The sequence below is a fragment of the Salicola sp. Rm-C-2C1-2 genome (assembly GCF_040196175.1).
In the GTDB taxonomy this organism is placed as follows: Bacteria; Pseudomonadota; Gammaproteobacteria; order Pseudomonadales; family Oleiphilaceae; genus Halospina.
This window is the reverse complement of record NZ_JBEFNF010000001.1, coordinates 492212-507079: the sequence shown is the minus strand read 5'-3', so window position 1 is coordinate 507079 and position 14868 is coordinate 492212. Positions and strand designations below refer to the sequence as shown.

Here is a 14868-nt window from a genome sequence, read left to right as displayed (position 1 = left end):
CAAGCTCGGTTTAACCTACTCTACCTGGGTTGTCGGCGTTGATTTGGGCAGGTCGGCGATCTTCCGGACGGAATCGAATCGGCCTTCGCTGTTGTAACTGATCACAAAAGTGCCATAGACGCCGTCGTGATCCATCCAGCGTTGCAGTATACGGGCGGGGAAAACGACGGAGCGCCCATCGCGGGCTACCACATAGACGCGATGGGCGCTGCCTTCATAGACCCGGAGCCAGTCATCACGAGGGATGGCCACATCCACGATCACGGACTCCGGTTTCACAGGTGCCTCCCCGGTTACTCAGCCAGTTCCAGCAGGAGACGGTTGAGACGGGACACATAGGTGCCCGGATCCTCAATCTCCTGACCACTGGCCAGAGTAGCCTGATCAAAGATCACCTGAGTCAGGTCCGAGAACCGCTCCTCGCCCTGTTCCGTCTCAAGCCGCTGCACCAGCGGATGATCCACGTTGATCTCGAAGATCGGCTTGGAATCCGGAACCGGCTGACCGGCCGCTTCCATGATCTTGCGCATCTGCTGGCCCATGTCGTAATCGCCAACCACCAGGCAGGCCGGTGACTCGGTCAGGCGCTTGGTTACCTTCACTTCCTTAACGCGCTCGGACAGCGTCTTCTGGATCCGCTCCACCAGATCCTTATGTTCCTCGGAAGCCTGCTCCTGCTCTTTCCTCTCCTCTTCGGACTCGACCTCGTCCAGGTCCAGTTCACCGCGGGAGACGTCCTGCAGGTGCTTGCCTTCGTACTCGCTGAGATAGCCCATCATCCATTCATCGATGCGGTCTGTGAGCAGCAGCACTTCTATGCCCTTCTTGCGGAAGATCTCGAGGTGCGGACTGGCCTCGGCCGCCTGATGGGAATCGGCCGTCAGGAAGTAGATCTTTTCCTGACCTTCCTTCATGCGGGCCACGTAGTCATCCAGCGAAACGTTCTGGGTAGAATCGCCAGCGTGCGTGGAGGCGAAGCGCAGAAGCGGCGAAATCTTCTCGCGGTTGCCGAAGTCCTCCGCCGGCCCTTCCTTCACTACTTGGCCGAACTGATCCCAGAACTGCTGGTACTTTTCAGGATCATTATTAGCCAGCTTCTTCAGCATATCCAGCGCCCGCTTGGTCAGTGCGGTGCGAATGCTTTCCACAGTGCTGTCGTTCTGCAGAATTTCACGCGAGACGTTCAATGACAGGTCGTTACTGTCGATCACACCGCGCACGAACCGCAGGTACAGCGGCAGGAACTGCTCCGCATCATCCATGATGAACACACGCTGTACGTAAAGCTTGAGCCCGCGGGATGCTTCGCGGTTGTAGAGGTCAAACGGCGCCCGACCCGGGATGTACAGCAGGCTGGTGTAGTCCAGCGCGCCTTCCACCCGGTTGTGGGACCAGGTCAGCGGGTCCTCAAAGTCGTGCGCGATGTGTTTATAGAACGCCTTGTACTCATCTTCGGTAACTTCAGTACGCGGCCGGGTCCAGAGCGCTGTGGCCTCATTGACGGTTTCCTCGGCAGGCTGATCCTCCTGATTTTCCTCTTCTTCGCCGGTCGGCTCCGGTGGCATACGGACCGGGAAGGAAATGTGGTCGGAGTATTTCTTGACCAGATGCCGCAGACGCTGGCCGTCTGCAAAGTCCTTCGCATCTTCCCGCAGATGCAGGGTGACGGTAGTCCCACGCGGTGCATCCGGCACCTGCTCAATGGTGAACTGCCCATCGCCGCTGGAAACCCAGTGAATGCCTTCAGACACGTCAGCGTCCGCTTTGCGGGTTACAACGTCCACCTGGTCCGCCACGATGAAAGAGGAATAGAAGCCCACACCAAACTGGCCAATCAGCTTGGCGTCCTTCTGCTGGTCACCAGTGAGCTGATTGAGGAAGTCGGATGTGCCGGATTTGGCAATGGTGCCCAGGTTTTCGATCACCTCATCGCGGCTCATGCCAATGCCGTTATCCCGAATGGTGACGGTCCCGGCTTCCTGATCAAAGCTGAGGTGGATGGCCAGGTCGGGATCCTCCTCAAGCAGCTCCGGCTTGGAGAGGGCCTCGAACCGAAGCTTATCCTCCGCGTCCGAGGCGTTGGAGATCAGTTCGCGCAGAAAGACCTCCCGGTTCGAATAAAGGGAATTGATGACGATATTGAGAAGCTGCTTGACCTCGGTCTGAAAACCAAGTGTTTCTTTCTGTGCTTCGGCAGTCATGACGCGCCGCACTCCTTCATGGTTGATGCCTGCTTGATTCGGTTGTCAGCACGCTATCTTGGGGCGGCGCGGCAGATTTCAAGGGCTGGGCCTGCAGCTTCAATCCATGATGAAGTGCGCGCGCGCCGTGGCGATGGGCTTACGCCGTGACTGCTGCCAGGCGGTCACGATCACGTTCGCCACCCGGTTGCCCTGGCGCGTCAGATGGCATTCACAGAAGGTGTCCCTGTCCAGGCCGGCACGCAGATAATCAAGGGAAAAATCCACGATCCGTGGCAGCCGCGGCGTCTCCTGGGACATCATCAGCGAGAGCATGGCGGACATCTCCAGAAAACCGCCGATCACACCACCATGGATGGCGGGCAGAATGGGGTTACCCAGATTATCGTCGCTGCGCGGCAGGCGGAAGACCACTTCTTCCCCGAAAGTCTCACACTCCATGCCCAGGGTACAGGCGTAGGGGATGGCCCGCACCAGGGCCTCGTAATCACCGGCCTCCATGGCACGGCGCATTTCACAGGACAGACTCATTCGTCCTCCCCTCCCGTGATCAGATCGCGGTAGGCCTTGGGCGTTGCCTCAGGACCGATCCGCATGAAGGTCCCAACACAATGGGCAATAGTCTGTTCTGGATCAGCCTGATAGGTCTCGCAGCGGGTAAACACGATGTTATTGGTCACGCGATAGGCTCTGGCCCGGGCATAGACCGTGTGCCCCGGCTCTGCCGCACGCATGTGATCCACCCGCAGATCAAGCGTCGGGCAGAGCTCGAATTCCGGCAACGCACAGATCACAACGGTTCCGGAGGCCGTGTCCATGAGGGTGGTAATGGCACCACCGTGGATCACTCCGGTTTCCGGGTTCCCCACGATGGCATCGGAATAGGGCAGCTCAACGACCAGTTCATTTTCTCTGGCGGAAACGGCCCGTATCCCCAAGCGCTGGCAGTGACGCAGGGTCCCGATAAAGCGCGAGACCCGGCCAAAAAGGGTTTCATCATTCATGGCGGCTTTGCAATCTGCTGCGAATCCGGCGCACTATAACGAAAACAAGCCCCCATTCACAGACGAGGTACCCCAAACCATGAGGCGTCCGAAACACCCCAGCGCCCTTCTGACCCTGATCCTCACAGCCCTTCTTGTGGCTGGCTGTGGCGTCAATCCGGTCACTGGCGAGCGTGAGCTGCGCCTGGTATCGGAATCCAATGAACTGGAGATCGGCCAGCAGCAGTATCAGCCCACCATCCAGACCCAGGGAGGCCGCTACTACCGCGACGAGAAGCTCAACAATTACGTTGCTGAAGTCGGGCAGTCCCTGGCCAAAGTCAGTGACCGCCCTGACTTACCCTATGAATTCACGGTTATTAACAGCGGCGTACCCAACGCCTGGGCTTTGCCAGGCGGCAAAATCGCTATCAACCGTGGGCTGCTCACCGAACTTGATAACGAGGCACAACTGGCGGCGGTCATGGGGCATGAAATTGTGCATGCGGCCGCGCGCCACAGTGCTCAGCGCATGCAGCGCGGCACCCTCATCAACCTTGGGGTGGCAGGCATCGGAATCGGCCTGGGCCTGAGTGACAACGAATACGCCGGGCTGATCGTGGGCGGCGCTGCCCTGGGGTCCCAACTCATCATGGCGAAGTACAGTCGCAGCCATGAACTTGAGTCCGACCGTTACGGCATGCAGTACATGGCCCAGGCCGGCTACAACCCGCAAGCCGCCGTCCAACTCCAGCAAGTCTTCGTGCGGCTTTCCGAAAATGAGCAGAGCAACTTCGTCACCGGCCTGTTCCAGTCCCATCCTCCCTCCCAGGAACGGGTTGAAGCCAATCGCCAGATTGCGGAAAAGCTGGGACGTGATGGCGCCCTTGGAGAAGATCGCTACCAGCGCATGATGGCCGGAATCCGCGAGGATACCGATGCCTACGAGGCTTATAAGCAGGCCCGGAAAGCAGCCAGCGAGGGCGAGTCCGAAAAGGCACTGGCGCTACTGGAGCAGGCAATTGAGCAGGTCCCCAATGAAGCCGCATTCCGGAATCTGCGAGCGGACGTCCGGATGGAAAAGGGTCAGACTCAGGCCGCGTTGACGGATTACAACCGGGCAGTGGAACTCTACCCTGAAATGTTCAGCTACCGCATCGGACGTGGCCTTGCCTATGAGGAGCTGGAAAAGTTCAACGCGGCGGAACAGGATTTCAAGGCATCATTGGAAGTAGTTCCAACCAGCATCGCCTACCTGGGACTTGGCGATGCTGTCTCTGGCCAGGGGCGCAACACGGAGGCCCGCCAGTACTACCAGAAGGCGGCCCAGGGCGAAGGCCGGATTGGTAAAATCGCACGTCAGCGGCTGGAATCACTGAGCGGCGGTTAGCGCTGCCCGCACCCTTTGCGCTGCGGCATCCGGGCTCTCCTGCATAAAGCAGTGGCCGCCGTGCAGCGCTTCCGCGCTCACATTCATGTTGAGCGTCTCCCATTGCGCCACTGACGCACGCACAAAGTCATAGGTGGCATCACCGTGTATCACGTGGCTGGGAGTGCGCAGCCGCTTCATGGCCCGCCACAAGCCGCGGGGGTAACCAGCGAAAATTGCCGCCTCCAGTTCCGGCGGGCACCGCAGAACCACCTGCCCCTCCTGGTTCTCCAACGCGTGATCCACGTAGGCCTGAAGCGCCTCCGGTGTCCAGCCCCGGAACATGCCACGTCCTTCCAGGCTTTCAAAAGCCGTGGCACGATCCGGCCATCGCCGGCGTCGCTGCCGCGTTTTCTTCGAGAAACTGTTGTTCTGCCAGAGCCCGGTCCAGGTTCCAATGCGCATCACCCACAGCATGGGCCGCGAGAAGATGATCGGGTCCAGCAGGACAGCACGGTCAAACAGGGCCGGATCCCGCTCCATCATCAGCAGGCTCATGATGCCACCGAAGCTGTGGCCCATGGCGTACTGGCGCTGCCCTTCCCAGAGGGGCGCGAAAGCCCGCCAGGTTTCCTCGCACAGCTCCGAGGTCCGGTTCCAGCCCAGGAAGTCACCATTGGCCTCGCTGGCGCCATGGCCCTGCACGTCGCTCAGGAACAGGTCGTAATCCTTGGCAAGGCGCTCCAGCAATGGGAGATAGACCAGGCTGTTATAGCCGTTGCCATGGATGAAATGCACCACCGGACGATCGCTTGGCTGCGAATGCCAACCAGTAACGAGGTGACCCGCGGATGTGCGGCGCTCCCAATACTGCAAACCTGAAATCGGAGCGGATGCCGTTTGTGCCAATGCCAGTTCCTCCTGTCCTGGATAATCTGCCACCCTGTCATCGGTTCCGGCGCTGTGGTACAAAAGGCGTCGGACAATTCAGGTAGGCCTGCGCACGGTGGCGTAGCCTATCACGCTCAACCCGAAAACCGCTCTCCATTCAGGGAATCGATCACGATGATCCGACAACGTTTGAGACCCCTGGCCTCACAGGCGAAGCGCACCTACGTCCAGCTTATGATGGATGTAGTGGGCCGGTCCCTGGAAGCCATCAGTGAGGTGGACGACCAGGTACGCAACGAGGCAGCCGTTCTGCCTGACGGTTTCCTCTTCTCGATGCAGGTCATGCCGAAAGGTCCGGCATTGTTCATACGCAAACAACGCGACGGTAGCCTGCAGTATCTCGGCGGCAATGTTGACCAGCGTGCTGATCTGAGCATCCAGTTCAAGCACCTGCATCACGCCTTCCTGGTGCTTTCGTTCCAGGAAAAAACCGCCCAGTCCTTCGCCAATGACCGTATGGTGGTGGATGGCGACCTGGGCTATGCAGTGCGCATGACCCGCGTACTTAACCGCCTTGAGACCTTCATACTCCCGCGCCTGGTTGCCTCGCGCGCGGTCAAGGAATACCCGGATAATCTGGGTCTGCCGGAGAAAGTCTTCAGCGCGGCCCGTATCTATCTGAAAGTGGCAATGAATTTTGTGGACACGGTGAGGTCATCATGAGCTATTACGAATTCTTCTGCCCGGTCAAAGTCATTGCCGGACAGGCAGCACTGGAACACCTGCCCTACGAGTTCAGTTCGCGCGCGGTGGCGCGACCCATGGTCGTCACCGACAAGGGCGTGCGTAACGCTGGTCTGCTGGATAAAGTCCTGACGGCCTGTGAGGAAGGCGGTATGGACATCACCGTCGTCTACGATGATGTGCCAGCGGACTCGTCCAAACAGACCGTTACGGCAATCGCGAACGAATACCGCAAGCAGAAGTGCGACGGCATCCTCGCCATCGGTGGCGGTTCGCCCATTGATACCGCCAAAGCAGTGAACATCCTGGTTTCCGAAGGCGGCGAAGACATTGCGCGGTACGCCGGCTCCGGCGTCCTCAAACGCCCACTCAAGCCCTTCATCGCGATCCCCACCACCGCCGGAACCGGCTCCGAAGTCACCAATGTGGCCGTGATCGCGGATACCGCAAAACAGGTCAAGCTGCCTTTCGCCTCTGGCTTCATGTTGCCGGACGCAGCGGTGATCGACCCACGCATGACGCTCACCCTGCCGCCCCAGGTCACGGCCGCGACGGCCATGGACGCCATCACCCATTCAGTGGAAGCCTTCACCTGCCTGGCCAAGAATCCGCTGAGCGACGCCTATGCTGCGGCAGCCATCAGGAAAATCAGCACCAACCTGCTGAAGGTGATGGAGAAGCCGGACGACGGCGAGCGCCGCCTGGAGCTGGCGCAGGCCTCCACCATGGCAGGCATCGCGTTTTCCAACTCCATGGTGGGCCTCGTTCACGCGCTGGGCCACTCCCTGGGCGCCGCCTGCCACCTGCCCCATGGGCTTTGCATGAGCGTATTCCTACCCTATGTACTGGAGTACAACCTGGAACAGATCCGCGAGCCGCTGAGCGAGCTGCTGCTGCACCTCGCGGGCCCGGAAATCTACGCCATGACGCCCAAGAGCCAGCGTGCCGAAGAGTCCATCGCAACCATCCGCAAGCTGCGTGACGACCTTCACCGCCACTGCCAGCTGCCGCGAACGCTGCAGGAAACTGGCAAGGTGGAAAAGAGCCAACTGGACCGGATCGCGCAGATGGCCATCGACGATGGCGCCATCATGTTCAATCCCAAGGAAACGACACTCGAGGATGCGCGAGCAGTACTGGAGAAGGCCTGGGCCTAAAGCGCCCCGGCCAGTTCCTCAAGCCCCTGGTCACGGCTCACATCGCCGGCGTTCAGGGGCAGTTGAATGAGGGCGAACGTCGGGAAGGCCTTGCGGGTTGCCTCAATATGCCCGACTTCGGACTCTCGGCGTCGACGGGCGAAATCACCGTCCGCGCTTTCGGGCAAAACGCGGTTAAGGATGAGTGTGTCGACCCGTACGTTTACTTCGTCGAGTGTCGCCACCATCCGGCGGGTTTCCTCCCGGGACAGCCGATCCGGGTTCAGCACTGGAATGAACCGAGCCCGGTTCGGATCCCGTAGCCGGTCCCGCATCGCGCTGTAACGATTGCGCCGCTCGGCCAATAGGCGCGCTGCCCGATCTTCCGGGCTACCTTCCTCACCCTGAAGCGCACTACTGGTATCCACCGTCTCGCGGCGTTTCTCCAGAAGCGCGTCCGTCCAGGTCCGCATCACCTCTGGCAGCTGGAGCAACTGAAGCGTATGCCCCGTGGGCGCGGTATCGAACACGATCCGGTCGTAGCGACTTTCATTCTCAAGGGTCAGGCGCACCAACTCATCAAGAAGAGCCGCTTCTTCGGCCCCGGGCGCTCCTGCAGCCAGCGAGGCCTGACGTTCCGCCGCCTCACGCACCTCCGGGCTGGCCAGATCCCGCAGGTTCTCGCGGACCTGGCTGATGTAGCGCTCCAGAGCCTTCGCGGGGTCCAGCTCCAGGGCCTCCACGCCCTCCGCCACCGCCCGCGCCGAGGCGCCCAGAGAGGTCAGCCACAGATCGCCCAGGGAATGGGCCGGATCCGTGGAAATGATCAACACCCGCTCACCGTCACCTGCCCGCGCTAACGCATAGGCTGAGGCACAGGTGGTCTTGCCCACACCGCCCTTGCCTCCGAAGAACACCAAGCGGGCCCCAGCGCCGGTATCAACCGGCGCAGCCTTACGCCCGAAGAGCCGCCCTAGCAGCAACGGAAACCCTCCAGCGGAGAATGCTCCATCCCCATACGCCGGTGCCACTCGTGGAAGTCCTCCAGCATAAAAGGCACCAGCTCCAGGGTGTAGAAGCCGGCCGGATTAGGCACCCCAAGAGACTCGGACAACACCATGAGCCGGAAAAGATCATCCTTGCGCCGCTTTGCACGGCCTTCAATCCGGCGGTAGGGAGCCTGGTACATCTCGTCATAGAACGCGAGAAGACGCCGCAGCCCCTGCCTAATCATCGTTCAGGTCCAGCATTTGCGAGGGATCACGCTTGTGACGCACCGCGTTGACGCCTTCCAGTACCAGCCAGATGTTGAGTACAAAAATGAAGCCGCCAATCACCACCAGCAGGATGTTGCCATCCCGCAGGTAGGTGCCGATGTTGATGATCATGCTCCACGCGGTCATCACGCCCACGAACAGGAACGGCACCAGGCTGTAGATGATCGGGCGCTTCAGGTGCCACAGGATGAGCGTCAAAACCAACAGGGAAAGCCCGGCCGTGAGCTGGTTGGTTGTGCCGAACAGCGGCCACAGCACCATGCCACCGGCGCCGGGGTTCGACGGATCCGCAAAGAACGCCAGGGCCGCGCAGCTGACGAACACCAACACGGTCGCGAAGTTGATGTTGCCCAGCGCCGGCAACCGGTACTGGCGACCAATCTCGCCCAGGATGAAGCGCTGCAGGCGCATGCTGGTGTCCAGAGTAGTGGCCGCGAACGCTACCACCATCATGGACATGAAGGTCGTGGCGACTTCCACGGGGATACCCAGGTTATTCACATGGTTGCCCGCACCCTCGACGAAGGCGGCAATCCCCTGGCTGCTCGCCTCGGCCCAGGAGCCGTAGTGGCTATTCCACTCCGCCACACTACCGAAACCAGCGGCCGTCGCCAGGATCGCGGCAACCGCCAGCAGCCCCTCGCCAGTGGACCCCAGATAACCGACGAACCGGGCATCGGTTTCATGCGCCAGCTGCTTGGACGATGTACCGGAACTGACCAGCCCGTGAAAGCCGGAAATCGCGCCACAGGCAATGGTCACGAACAGTAGCGGCAGGATGGGCGGCGCATCGTCAGGGACATTGGAATTGAACATGGGCGCGACAATCTCCGGCTGCCCCACGAAAACGCCCAAATAGACCAGCGCCAGACAGATGAACAACAGGTGGGAATTGATGAAATCCCTGGGCTGCAGCAGCAGCCAGACCGGCAGGCGCGAGGCGATGGCACCGTAGCCCAGCATAATCAGAACCCACCAGGCTGTGCTGGAGTAGCCGCCCATCTGTTCGGGCAGACCCAGCGGTGCCAGCGTGCCCGCGTAGACCAGGAACAACAGCACAACGAGCCCTGCCAGCGAGGGCATCAGAATATGCCAGTTGCGCCGGTAAACCATGAATCCAATGCTGATGGCGATCGGGATCTGCAGCCAGTACGGCAGAACGCTCTCTGGGAAGGACGAGAACAGTGTGCCGATCGCCACGGCGAAGACCGCGTTCACCATCAATAGCAAAAAGAAGATGATCAGTAGAAACAGCATCAGAGCCCGTGGGCTGATGACATTACGCGCAATCACTCCGACAGACTGGCCGCGATTACGAACCGACGCCCATAGCGTGCCGAAATCATGGATACCGGCCATGAAAACAGTTCCGATCAGAACCCAGGCCAACGCCGGTCCCCAGCCCCAGATCATAGCAATAGCAGGCCCGATGATAGGAGCCGCGCCGGCGACGGATGTGAAATGGTGCCCCCAAAGGATGAACTTGTTGGTGGGGACAAAATCGACGCCATCTTCGTACCGCCGCGCCGGCGTCCGGTAGTCAGGACTCAGCTGGAACAGACGCTCAGCAATGAAACGGGAATAATAGCGGTAACCCAGAAAAAAGACAGCAAATGCCATCAATGCCATCAGCCAGCTTGTCACGGCATCCTCCTGTGCTGAAATGAAAGTGGGACGAAAAGGGGCTCCCGCAGGAGCCCCTTTTTTTACGATTCTGGGGAGGCGCTTAGCCGTGGACCTCGGTCAGCGCCTCTTCAATCAATCCAAGCCCTTCCTCGAGCACCTCGTTCTCGATCGTGACCGGCATCAGGAAACGCAGGGTGTTGCCGTACATACCGCAACTGAGCAGAATCAGACCCTTCTCCTTGACCTTGCCCACAATGGCGGCCGCCATCTCGGCATCCGGCTCATGGGTATCACGGCTCTTCACCAGTTCGAAGGCCGCCATAGCGCCAACGCGACGCACATTATCCACATGCGGGAAACGCCGATACCAGTCGTTGAAGCGCTCCTCAAGTCGCGCACCCAGAGCACGGCTCTTGCCCAGAATGTCCTCGTCCTCAAACACATCGATCGCAGCATTGGCCGCAGCACAGGCCAGCGGATTACCGGTATAAGTGCCGCCCAGAGAATTGCCCCCGGAGCTGTCCATGATGGTGTCGGTACCGACCACCGCGGAAATCGGCATGCCGTCAGCCATGCTCTTGGCCATGGTCACCATGTCCGGCTCAACGCCACTGTGCTCAATGGCGAACATCTGACCGGTACGACCGAAGCCAGACTGGACCTCATCCACGATCATACGGATGCCGTGCTCGTCACAGATGGAGCGGATCTTCTGCAGAAATTGCGCTGACGCAGCGTAGAAGCCACCTTCGCCGAGAACCGGCTCAATCACGATGGCGGCGGTGTGCTGGGGCGCGGAATCCGCTTTGAAGGTGGCCTCAAGACCACGGAGTGCTTCCTCCTCGCTTACGCCGTGATACGGCACTGGGTAAGGCGCGCGGAAGACGCCGCCCGGCATGGGGCCGAAATCAGTCTGGTAAGGATGAACCTTGCCGTTCATTGCCATGGTCATGAAGGTACGACCATGATAACCGCCGGTGAAGCAGATCACGTTGCTGCGCCCGGTGCTGGCACGGGCGATTTTCACGGCATTTTCCAGAGCTTCGGCGCCGGTGTTGGCCAGAAAAACCTTGCCATGACCGCGCACCGGCACAACATTGCTCAGCTTCTCGCAGAGCTGTACATAGGGCGCATAGGGCATCACGGTCTGGCAGGTGTGCATCAGGTTGTCGAGCTGGCCTTTGACCGCCTCAACCACCCGCGGATGGCGATGACCGAGGTTGAGTACGCCGATACCACCGGCAAAATCAATCATGCGCTTGCCGTCAGCGTCCCAGATCTGCGCGTTCTCCGCGTGGTCGGCAAACTGTTTGTTGGGGCTGGCACCACCAGCGGCGACGTATTTCTCTTTAAGAGCCTGAAGCTGCTCGTTGTTCATCAAATCTCTCCCTCCAGGATTTTGGGGATAGCTACCCTGATAGTATGCAGACTCGCCCGATGTTTTTCCACGGGCTCAGCTCTCCAGACGGCGCAACAAAAGCATGGGCGAGACATTGAGCACCGGCGACAGCTGCCACCGCCCCATCAGCGCCAGAACCAGCGCACTTACGGGCGGAAGCACCAGCCACAGCTCCACGTGCAGCCGGAAGCTGCCCTCGAACAGGCGGTACTGCAGCGCCCAAACGGCCAACTCCGCCGCCAGCACCCCCAGGACGCCCGCGATCAGTCCCATGAGCGCAAACTCCAGCATGCTGCTGCCCACCAGCAGTCCCCGTCTAGCTCCCAGAGTCCGCAGAAGCGCGCCCTCACGCTGGCGTGCGCCCAGCGTGGCACTCACTACTGCGACCATTACAAGCAATGCCGAGACCAGAATCATGCTGAGCAGTGCCTCCATGGCCCGGGTTACCTGGGCGATAATGCTGCGGATGCGTTCGATAAAATGATCCACTTCGAGAATGGAGACCGCCGGAAAGGTGCGACCCAGCTCGTTGAGCAGCTCCTTGCGCCCCTCATCCAGATGAAAGCTGGTCAGCCAGGTGGCGGAGAGATCATCCAGCTTGCCGGGTGCGAAGACCATGAAGAAATTCGGGCGCATGCTCTCCCACTGCACACTGCGCACACTGCGTACCTCAGCGGTAACCTCCTGCGCCCCCACCCGGAAGGTCAGCGCATCCCCCATTGAGAGCCCCATTTCCGTATACAGCTCAGCTTCAACAGAGACGCCCTCGCCACCGCTTTCACCCCACCACTGGCCACGCTCAAGCGCATTATCCGAAGGCAGTTCCTGCATCCAGGTGAGGTTCAGATCGCGGTTCAGGGCGCCGATGGACTCATGCTTGGATACCGCCTGGCGCACTGGTTTGCCGTTGATCCGTACAAGACGCCCCCGGACCATGGGATACAAAGCCTCGAAGCTCATACCATGGTCTTCCAGAAAGTCGCCGACCTCATCCACCTTGTCTGGCGCGATATTGATCAGGAAATGATTGGGGGCGTCTTCAGGCAGCTGGCGATGCCAGTCTTCCAAAAGCGCGGAGCGGGTCAGGAATAGCGTCGCCGCCAGCATCAGAACCATGGCAAAGACCGACATCTGCGCGAGCCCCGAGCGCCGGTGGCGATACAGAGCCACCAGTGCCAGGCGCCAGGCGCGGTTGCCACCGCGGATGCGACCGAGCACACTCACCAGGCCAGCTGACAGCAACGTCAATACCGCCAGTAGCGCCGCCAGCCCACCCAGAAGCGCCAGTACCAGCCATACTTCGCCGCTATAGAACCAAAGCAACCCAAAAATTGCCACTATAGCTATCATCAGGTCCAGAAGGATCCAACGCCCTTGCTCGCCCGGCGCTGCCCGCAGCACCTGCATGGCCGTTACCCGCCGCAGGCGCTGGATGGGCGGCCAGGCAAAGGCGAACAGCGCCACAAAGGCCGTTACCAGCGCCGGCAGCAGCGCTGATGGAGCGACCTGCCAGGCGACCGGGTCGTCGAGAAAACGGTTGGCGATGTGGGCCAGCACCGCGAACAGCGGCAGCGCCAGCAACAGCCCCAGGCCAGTGCCGACGATTCCCCAGAGACCGAGACGCAGAAGATAGAGCCAGCCGATGGTGCGCCCATCGAGCCCCAGAGTCTTGAGCAGAGCCACGGTATCGCGCTGGCCCAGAGCGTACTGGCGGCTTGCCACAGCGACCGCTACCGCCGCCAACAGCACCGCCAGACTGCCGCCCAGCATCAGAAATCGCTCGGCCCGCTCCAGCGCATCCGAGACACCGGCCTGACCATCGTCCACACTGCGCCAGCGCTGGCCCGAGGTCAGCTTCGGTTCAAGCCACTGCTGAAAAGCCTTGAGATCCGATTCCGATCCGGCGTAGAGCTCCCGATAGGTTACCCGACTCCCCGGTTGCACCACCCCGGCTTTTTCCACATCCGCGTGGTGCATCATTACCCGGGGCGCCAGCGCCGCCAGATCGAAGCCGGCATCCGGAGAGCGCACCAGGATACCGGCAACGCGCAAGCTCGCATCACCTACACCGACACTGTCTCCGACTTCCACATCAAGAAGTCTCAGAAGCCGCGCATTCACCCAGATCTCACCCTGGCCCGGGCCATGGGCCACCATACGCCTTGGTCCGCCAGGTGCTGACTGGATCTCGACCTCGCCACGCAAAGGATAGCCATCATCCACTGCCCGAACGCGCACCAGTTCCATGGCGTCCCCGCCCTGCAGCATAGTGGCAAACGAAATCTGACGGGCAGTCGCGAGGTCCCGGTTTTGCGCTTCACGCCGAAACTCATCCGGAAGGGGATGGGACGCCTCCAGTTGCCGATCTGCCGCCAGGAACTCGCTCGCCGAGCTCATAATGGTGCGCTGCAGATGCTCAGCAAACAAACCAATAGTGGCCACAATCGCCACAGCGACCATGAGCGAGACCAGCACCACGCGCACATCGCGCTGGCGCCAGTCCCGGCGTGAGAGCCAGCCGAGCCGGTGCACACCACTCATGGAGCGGACTCCGTGTCTTGCTCAAGCAGCTGGCCGGCATCCATACGGATGCGCCGGTTGCAGCGTCCGGCCAGCTCCTCGTCATGGGTTACCAGTACCAGGGTGGTGCCCTGCTCTGCGTTGAGCACCATGAGCAGATCCGCGATCTGCTCCCCCGTGGTGGTGTCCAGGTTGCCTGTAGGCTCATCAGCGAAGAGGACGGCTGGATTGGCAGCAAAGGCCCGGGCGATGGCCACCCGCTGCTGTTCCCCACCGGACAGCTGCCGGGGCGTATGCCCCAGACGCTCACCCAGCCCGACCCGTTCGAGCAGTTCCTTTGCCCGGCCGGAGGCATCCCTGACGTCCCCCAGCTCCAGCGGCAGCAGCACGTTCTCCAGCGCACTCAGGGTGGGCAGCAACTGGAAGGACTGGAACACGAAGCCCACGCGGTTGGCACGGTGACGTGCCCGGCTGTCCTCATCCATGGCACTGATGCGCTCGCCGGCCAAGTCCACGGTACCGCCGGTGGGCAGATCAAGTCCGGCCAGCAGCCCCAGCAGCGTTGTCTTTCCCGAGCCCGAGCGACCCAGGATCGCTACTGATTCGCCAGTAGCCACACTGAAATCAATATCACTCAGCAGGGTGAGCATCTCTTCACCCACGCCGACCTGGTGACTCAGGTTCTGGGCCCTTATGATTGCATCAGTCGCGTTGCTCACCCA

The 14868-nt window shown here is 60.8% G+C and carries 14 protein-coding genes; 3 read left to right on the top strand and 11 right to left on the bottom strand.

Annotated features, from left to right (window positions below; translation table 11 throughout):
• Positions 1-15 precede the first annotated feature (15 nt).
• From AAF659_RS02305 to AAF659_RS02290, 4 genes are all read right to left on the bottom strand, one after another.
• Positions 16-279 (bottom strand): DUF2835 family protein, encoded by a 264-nt coding sequence (locus AAF659_RS02305; protein WP_349750079.1) that lies wholly within the window; start codon positions 277-279, stop codon positions 16-18.
• A gap of 14 nt (positions 280-293) precedes the next feature.
• On the bottom strand, positions 294-2201 hold the full coding sequence (htpG, locus tag AAF659_RS02300; protein ID WP_349750078.1) for a molecular chaperone HtpG: 1908 nt from the start codon (positions 2199-2201) through the stop codon (positions 294-296).
• A 99-nt stretch (positions 2202-2300) separates the two neighbouring features.
• The gene (locus tag AAF659_RS02295; RefSeq protein WP_349750077.1) at positions 2301-2732 is read right to left on the bottom strand and encodes a PaaI family thioesterase; all 432 of its coding nucleotides are present in this window, start codon (positions 2730-2732) and stop codon (positions 2301-2303) included.
• Complete coding sequence (locus AAF659_RS02290) at positions 2729-3205, bottom strand: PaaI family thioesterase (RefSeq protein WP_349750076.1); 477 nt, start codon at positions 3203-3205, stop codon at positions 2729-2731. The genes AAF659_RS02295 and AAF659_RS02290 overlap by 4 nt, the downstream gene beginning before the upstream one ends.
• Positions 3206-3284: 79 nt before the next feature.
• On the opposite strand from AAF659_RS02290, the gene AAF659_RS02285 reads away from it, so the two are divergent.
• The gene (locus AAF659_RS02285) at positions 3285-4574 is read left to right on the top strand and encodes a M48 family metalloprotease (RefSeq protein ID WP_349750075.1); all 1290 of its coding nucleotides are present in this window, start codon (positions 3285-3287) and stop codon (positions 4572-4574) included.
• Here AAF659_RS02285 and AAF659_RS02280 read toward each other — a convergent pair.
• A complete protein-coding gene (locus tag AAF659_RS02280; RefSeq protein WP_349750074.1) occupies positions 4557-5354 on the bottom strand; it encodes an alpha/beta fold hydrolase in 798 nt (265 codons plus the stop codon). The genes AAF659_RS02285 and AAF659_RS02280 overlap by 18 nt on opposite strands.
• 264 nt (positions 5355-5618) lie before the next feature.
• Between AAF659_RS02280 and AAF659_RS02275 the strand changes: the two genes are divergently transcribed.
• Both AAF659_RS02275 and AAF659_RS02270 read left to right on the top strand, forming a co-directional pair.
• Entirely contained in the window at positions 5619-6167 is a 549-nt protein-coding gene (locus tag AAF659_RS02275; RefSeq protein ID WP_349750073.1) for a hypothetical protein, read from the top strand.
• Positions 6164-7345 (top strand): iron-containing alcohol dehydrogenase, encoded by a 1182-nt coding sequence (locus tag AAF659_RS02270; protein WP_349750072.1) that lies wholly within the window; start codon positions 6164-6166, stop codon positions 7343-7345. Before AAF659_RS02275 ends, AAF659_RS02270 begins: the two co-directional genes overlap by 4 nt.
• On the opposite strand, the gene AAF659_RS02265 is transcribed toward AAF659_RS02270, so the two are convergent.
• The 6 genes from AAF659_RS02265 to AAF659_RS02240 all read right to left on the bottom strand — a co-directional run bounded on the left by AAF659_RS02265 (position 7342) and on the right by AAF659_RS02240 (position 14796).
• On the bottom strand, positions 7342-8307 hold the full coding sequence (locus AAF659_RS02265; protein ID WP_349750071.1) for an ArsA family ATPase: 966 nt from the start codon (positions 8305-8307) through the stop codon (positions 7342-7344). The two genes, AAF659_RS02270 and AAF659_RS02265, sit on opposite strands and share 4 nt — an antisense overlap.
• Positions 8298-8558 (bottom strand): cory-CC-star protein, encoded by a 261-nt coding sequence (locus AAF659_RS02260; protein ID WP_349750070.1) that lies wholly within the window; start codon positions 8556-8558, stop codon positions 8298-8300. Before AAF659_RS02260 ends, AAF659_RS02265 begins: the two co-directional genes overlap by 10 nt.
• Positions 8551-10245: a carbon starvation CstA family protein gene (locus tag AAF659_RS02255; protein ID WP_349750069.1), complete on the bottom strand. Its 1695-nt coding sequence runs from the start codon at positions 10243-10245 to the stop codon at positions 8551-8553. Before AAF659_RS02255 ends, AAF659_RS02260 begins: the two co-directional genes overlap by 8 nt.
• Before the next feature lie 82 nt (positions 10246-10327).
• The gene (gabT, locus tag AAF659_RS02250; protein ID WP_349750068.1) at positions 10328-11605 is read right to left on the bottom strand and encodes a 4-aminobutyrate--2-oxoglutarate transaminase; all 1278 of its coding nucleotides are present in this window, start codon (positions 11603-11605) and stop codon (positions 10328-10330) included.
• Positions 11606-11680: 75 nt separating this feature from the next.
• A complete protein-coding gene (locus tag AAF659_RS02245; RefSeq protein WP_349750067.1) occupies positions 11681-14167 on the bottom strand; it encodes an ABC transporter permease in 2487 nt (828 codons plus the stop codon).
• Complete coding sequence (locus AAF659_RS02240; RefSeq protein ID WP_349750742.1) at positions 14164-14796, bottom strand: ABC transporter ATP-binding protein; 633 nt, start codon at positions 14794-14796, stop codon at positions 14164-14166. Before AAF659_RS02240 ends, AAF659_RS02245 begins: the two co-directional genes overlap by 4 nt.
• Between the last annotated feature and the right edge of the window lie 72 nt (positions 14797-14868).

What these genes read in the sequence shown, in the direction of transcription:
- AAF659_RS02275 (WP_349750073.1), top strand. Translation starts at nt 5,619, where the DNA reads ATGATCCGACAACGTTTGAGACCCCTGGCCTCACAGGCGAAGCGCACC.
- AAF659_RS02260 (WP_349750070.1), bottom strand. Translation starts at nt 8,558, where the DNA reads ATGATTAGGCAGGGGCTGCGGCGTCTTCTCGCGTTCTATGACGAGATG.
- AAF659_RS02295 (WP_349750077.1), bottom strand. Translation starts at nt 2,732, where the DNA reads ATGAGTCTGTCCTGTGAAATGCGCCGTGCCATGGAGGCCGGTGATTAC.
- AAF659_RS02285 (WP_349750075.1), top strand. Translation starts at nt 3,285, where the DNA reads ATGAGGCGTCCGAAACACCCCAGCGCCCTTCTGACCCTGATCCTCACA.
- AAF659_RS02270 (WP_349750072.1), top strand. Translation starts at nt 6,164, where the DNA reads ATGAGCTATTACGAATTCTTCTGCCCGGTCAAAGTCATTGCCGGACAG.
- htpG (WP_349750078.1), bottom strand. Translation starts at nt 2,201, where the DNA reads ATGACTGCCGAAGCACAGAAAGAAACACTTGGTTTTCAGACCGAGGTC.
- AAF659_RS02240 (WP_349750742.1), bottom strand. Translation starts at nt 14,796, where the DNA reads ATGCTCACCCTGCTGAGTGATATTGATTTCAGTGTGGCTACTGGCGAA.
- AAF659_RS02245 (WP_349750067.1), bottom strand. Translation starts at nt 14,167, where the DNA reads ATGAGTGGTGTGCACCGGCTCGGCTGGCTCTCACGCCGGGACTGGCGC.
- gabT (WP_349750068.1), bottom strand. Translation starts at nt 11,605, where the DNA reads ATGAACAACGAGCAGCTTCAGGCTCTTAAAGAGAAATACGTCGCCGCT.
- AAF659_RS02290 (WP_349750076.1), bottom strand. Translation starts at nt 3,205, where the DNA reads ATGAATGATGAAACCCTTTTTGGCCGGGTCTCGCGCTTTATCGGGACC.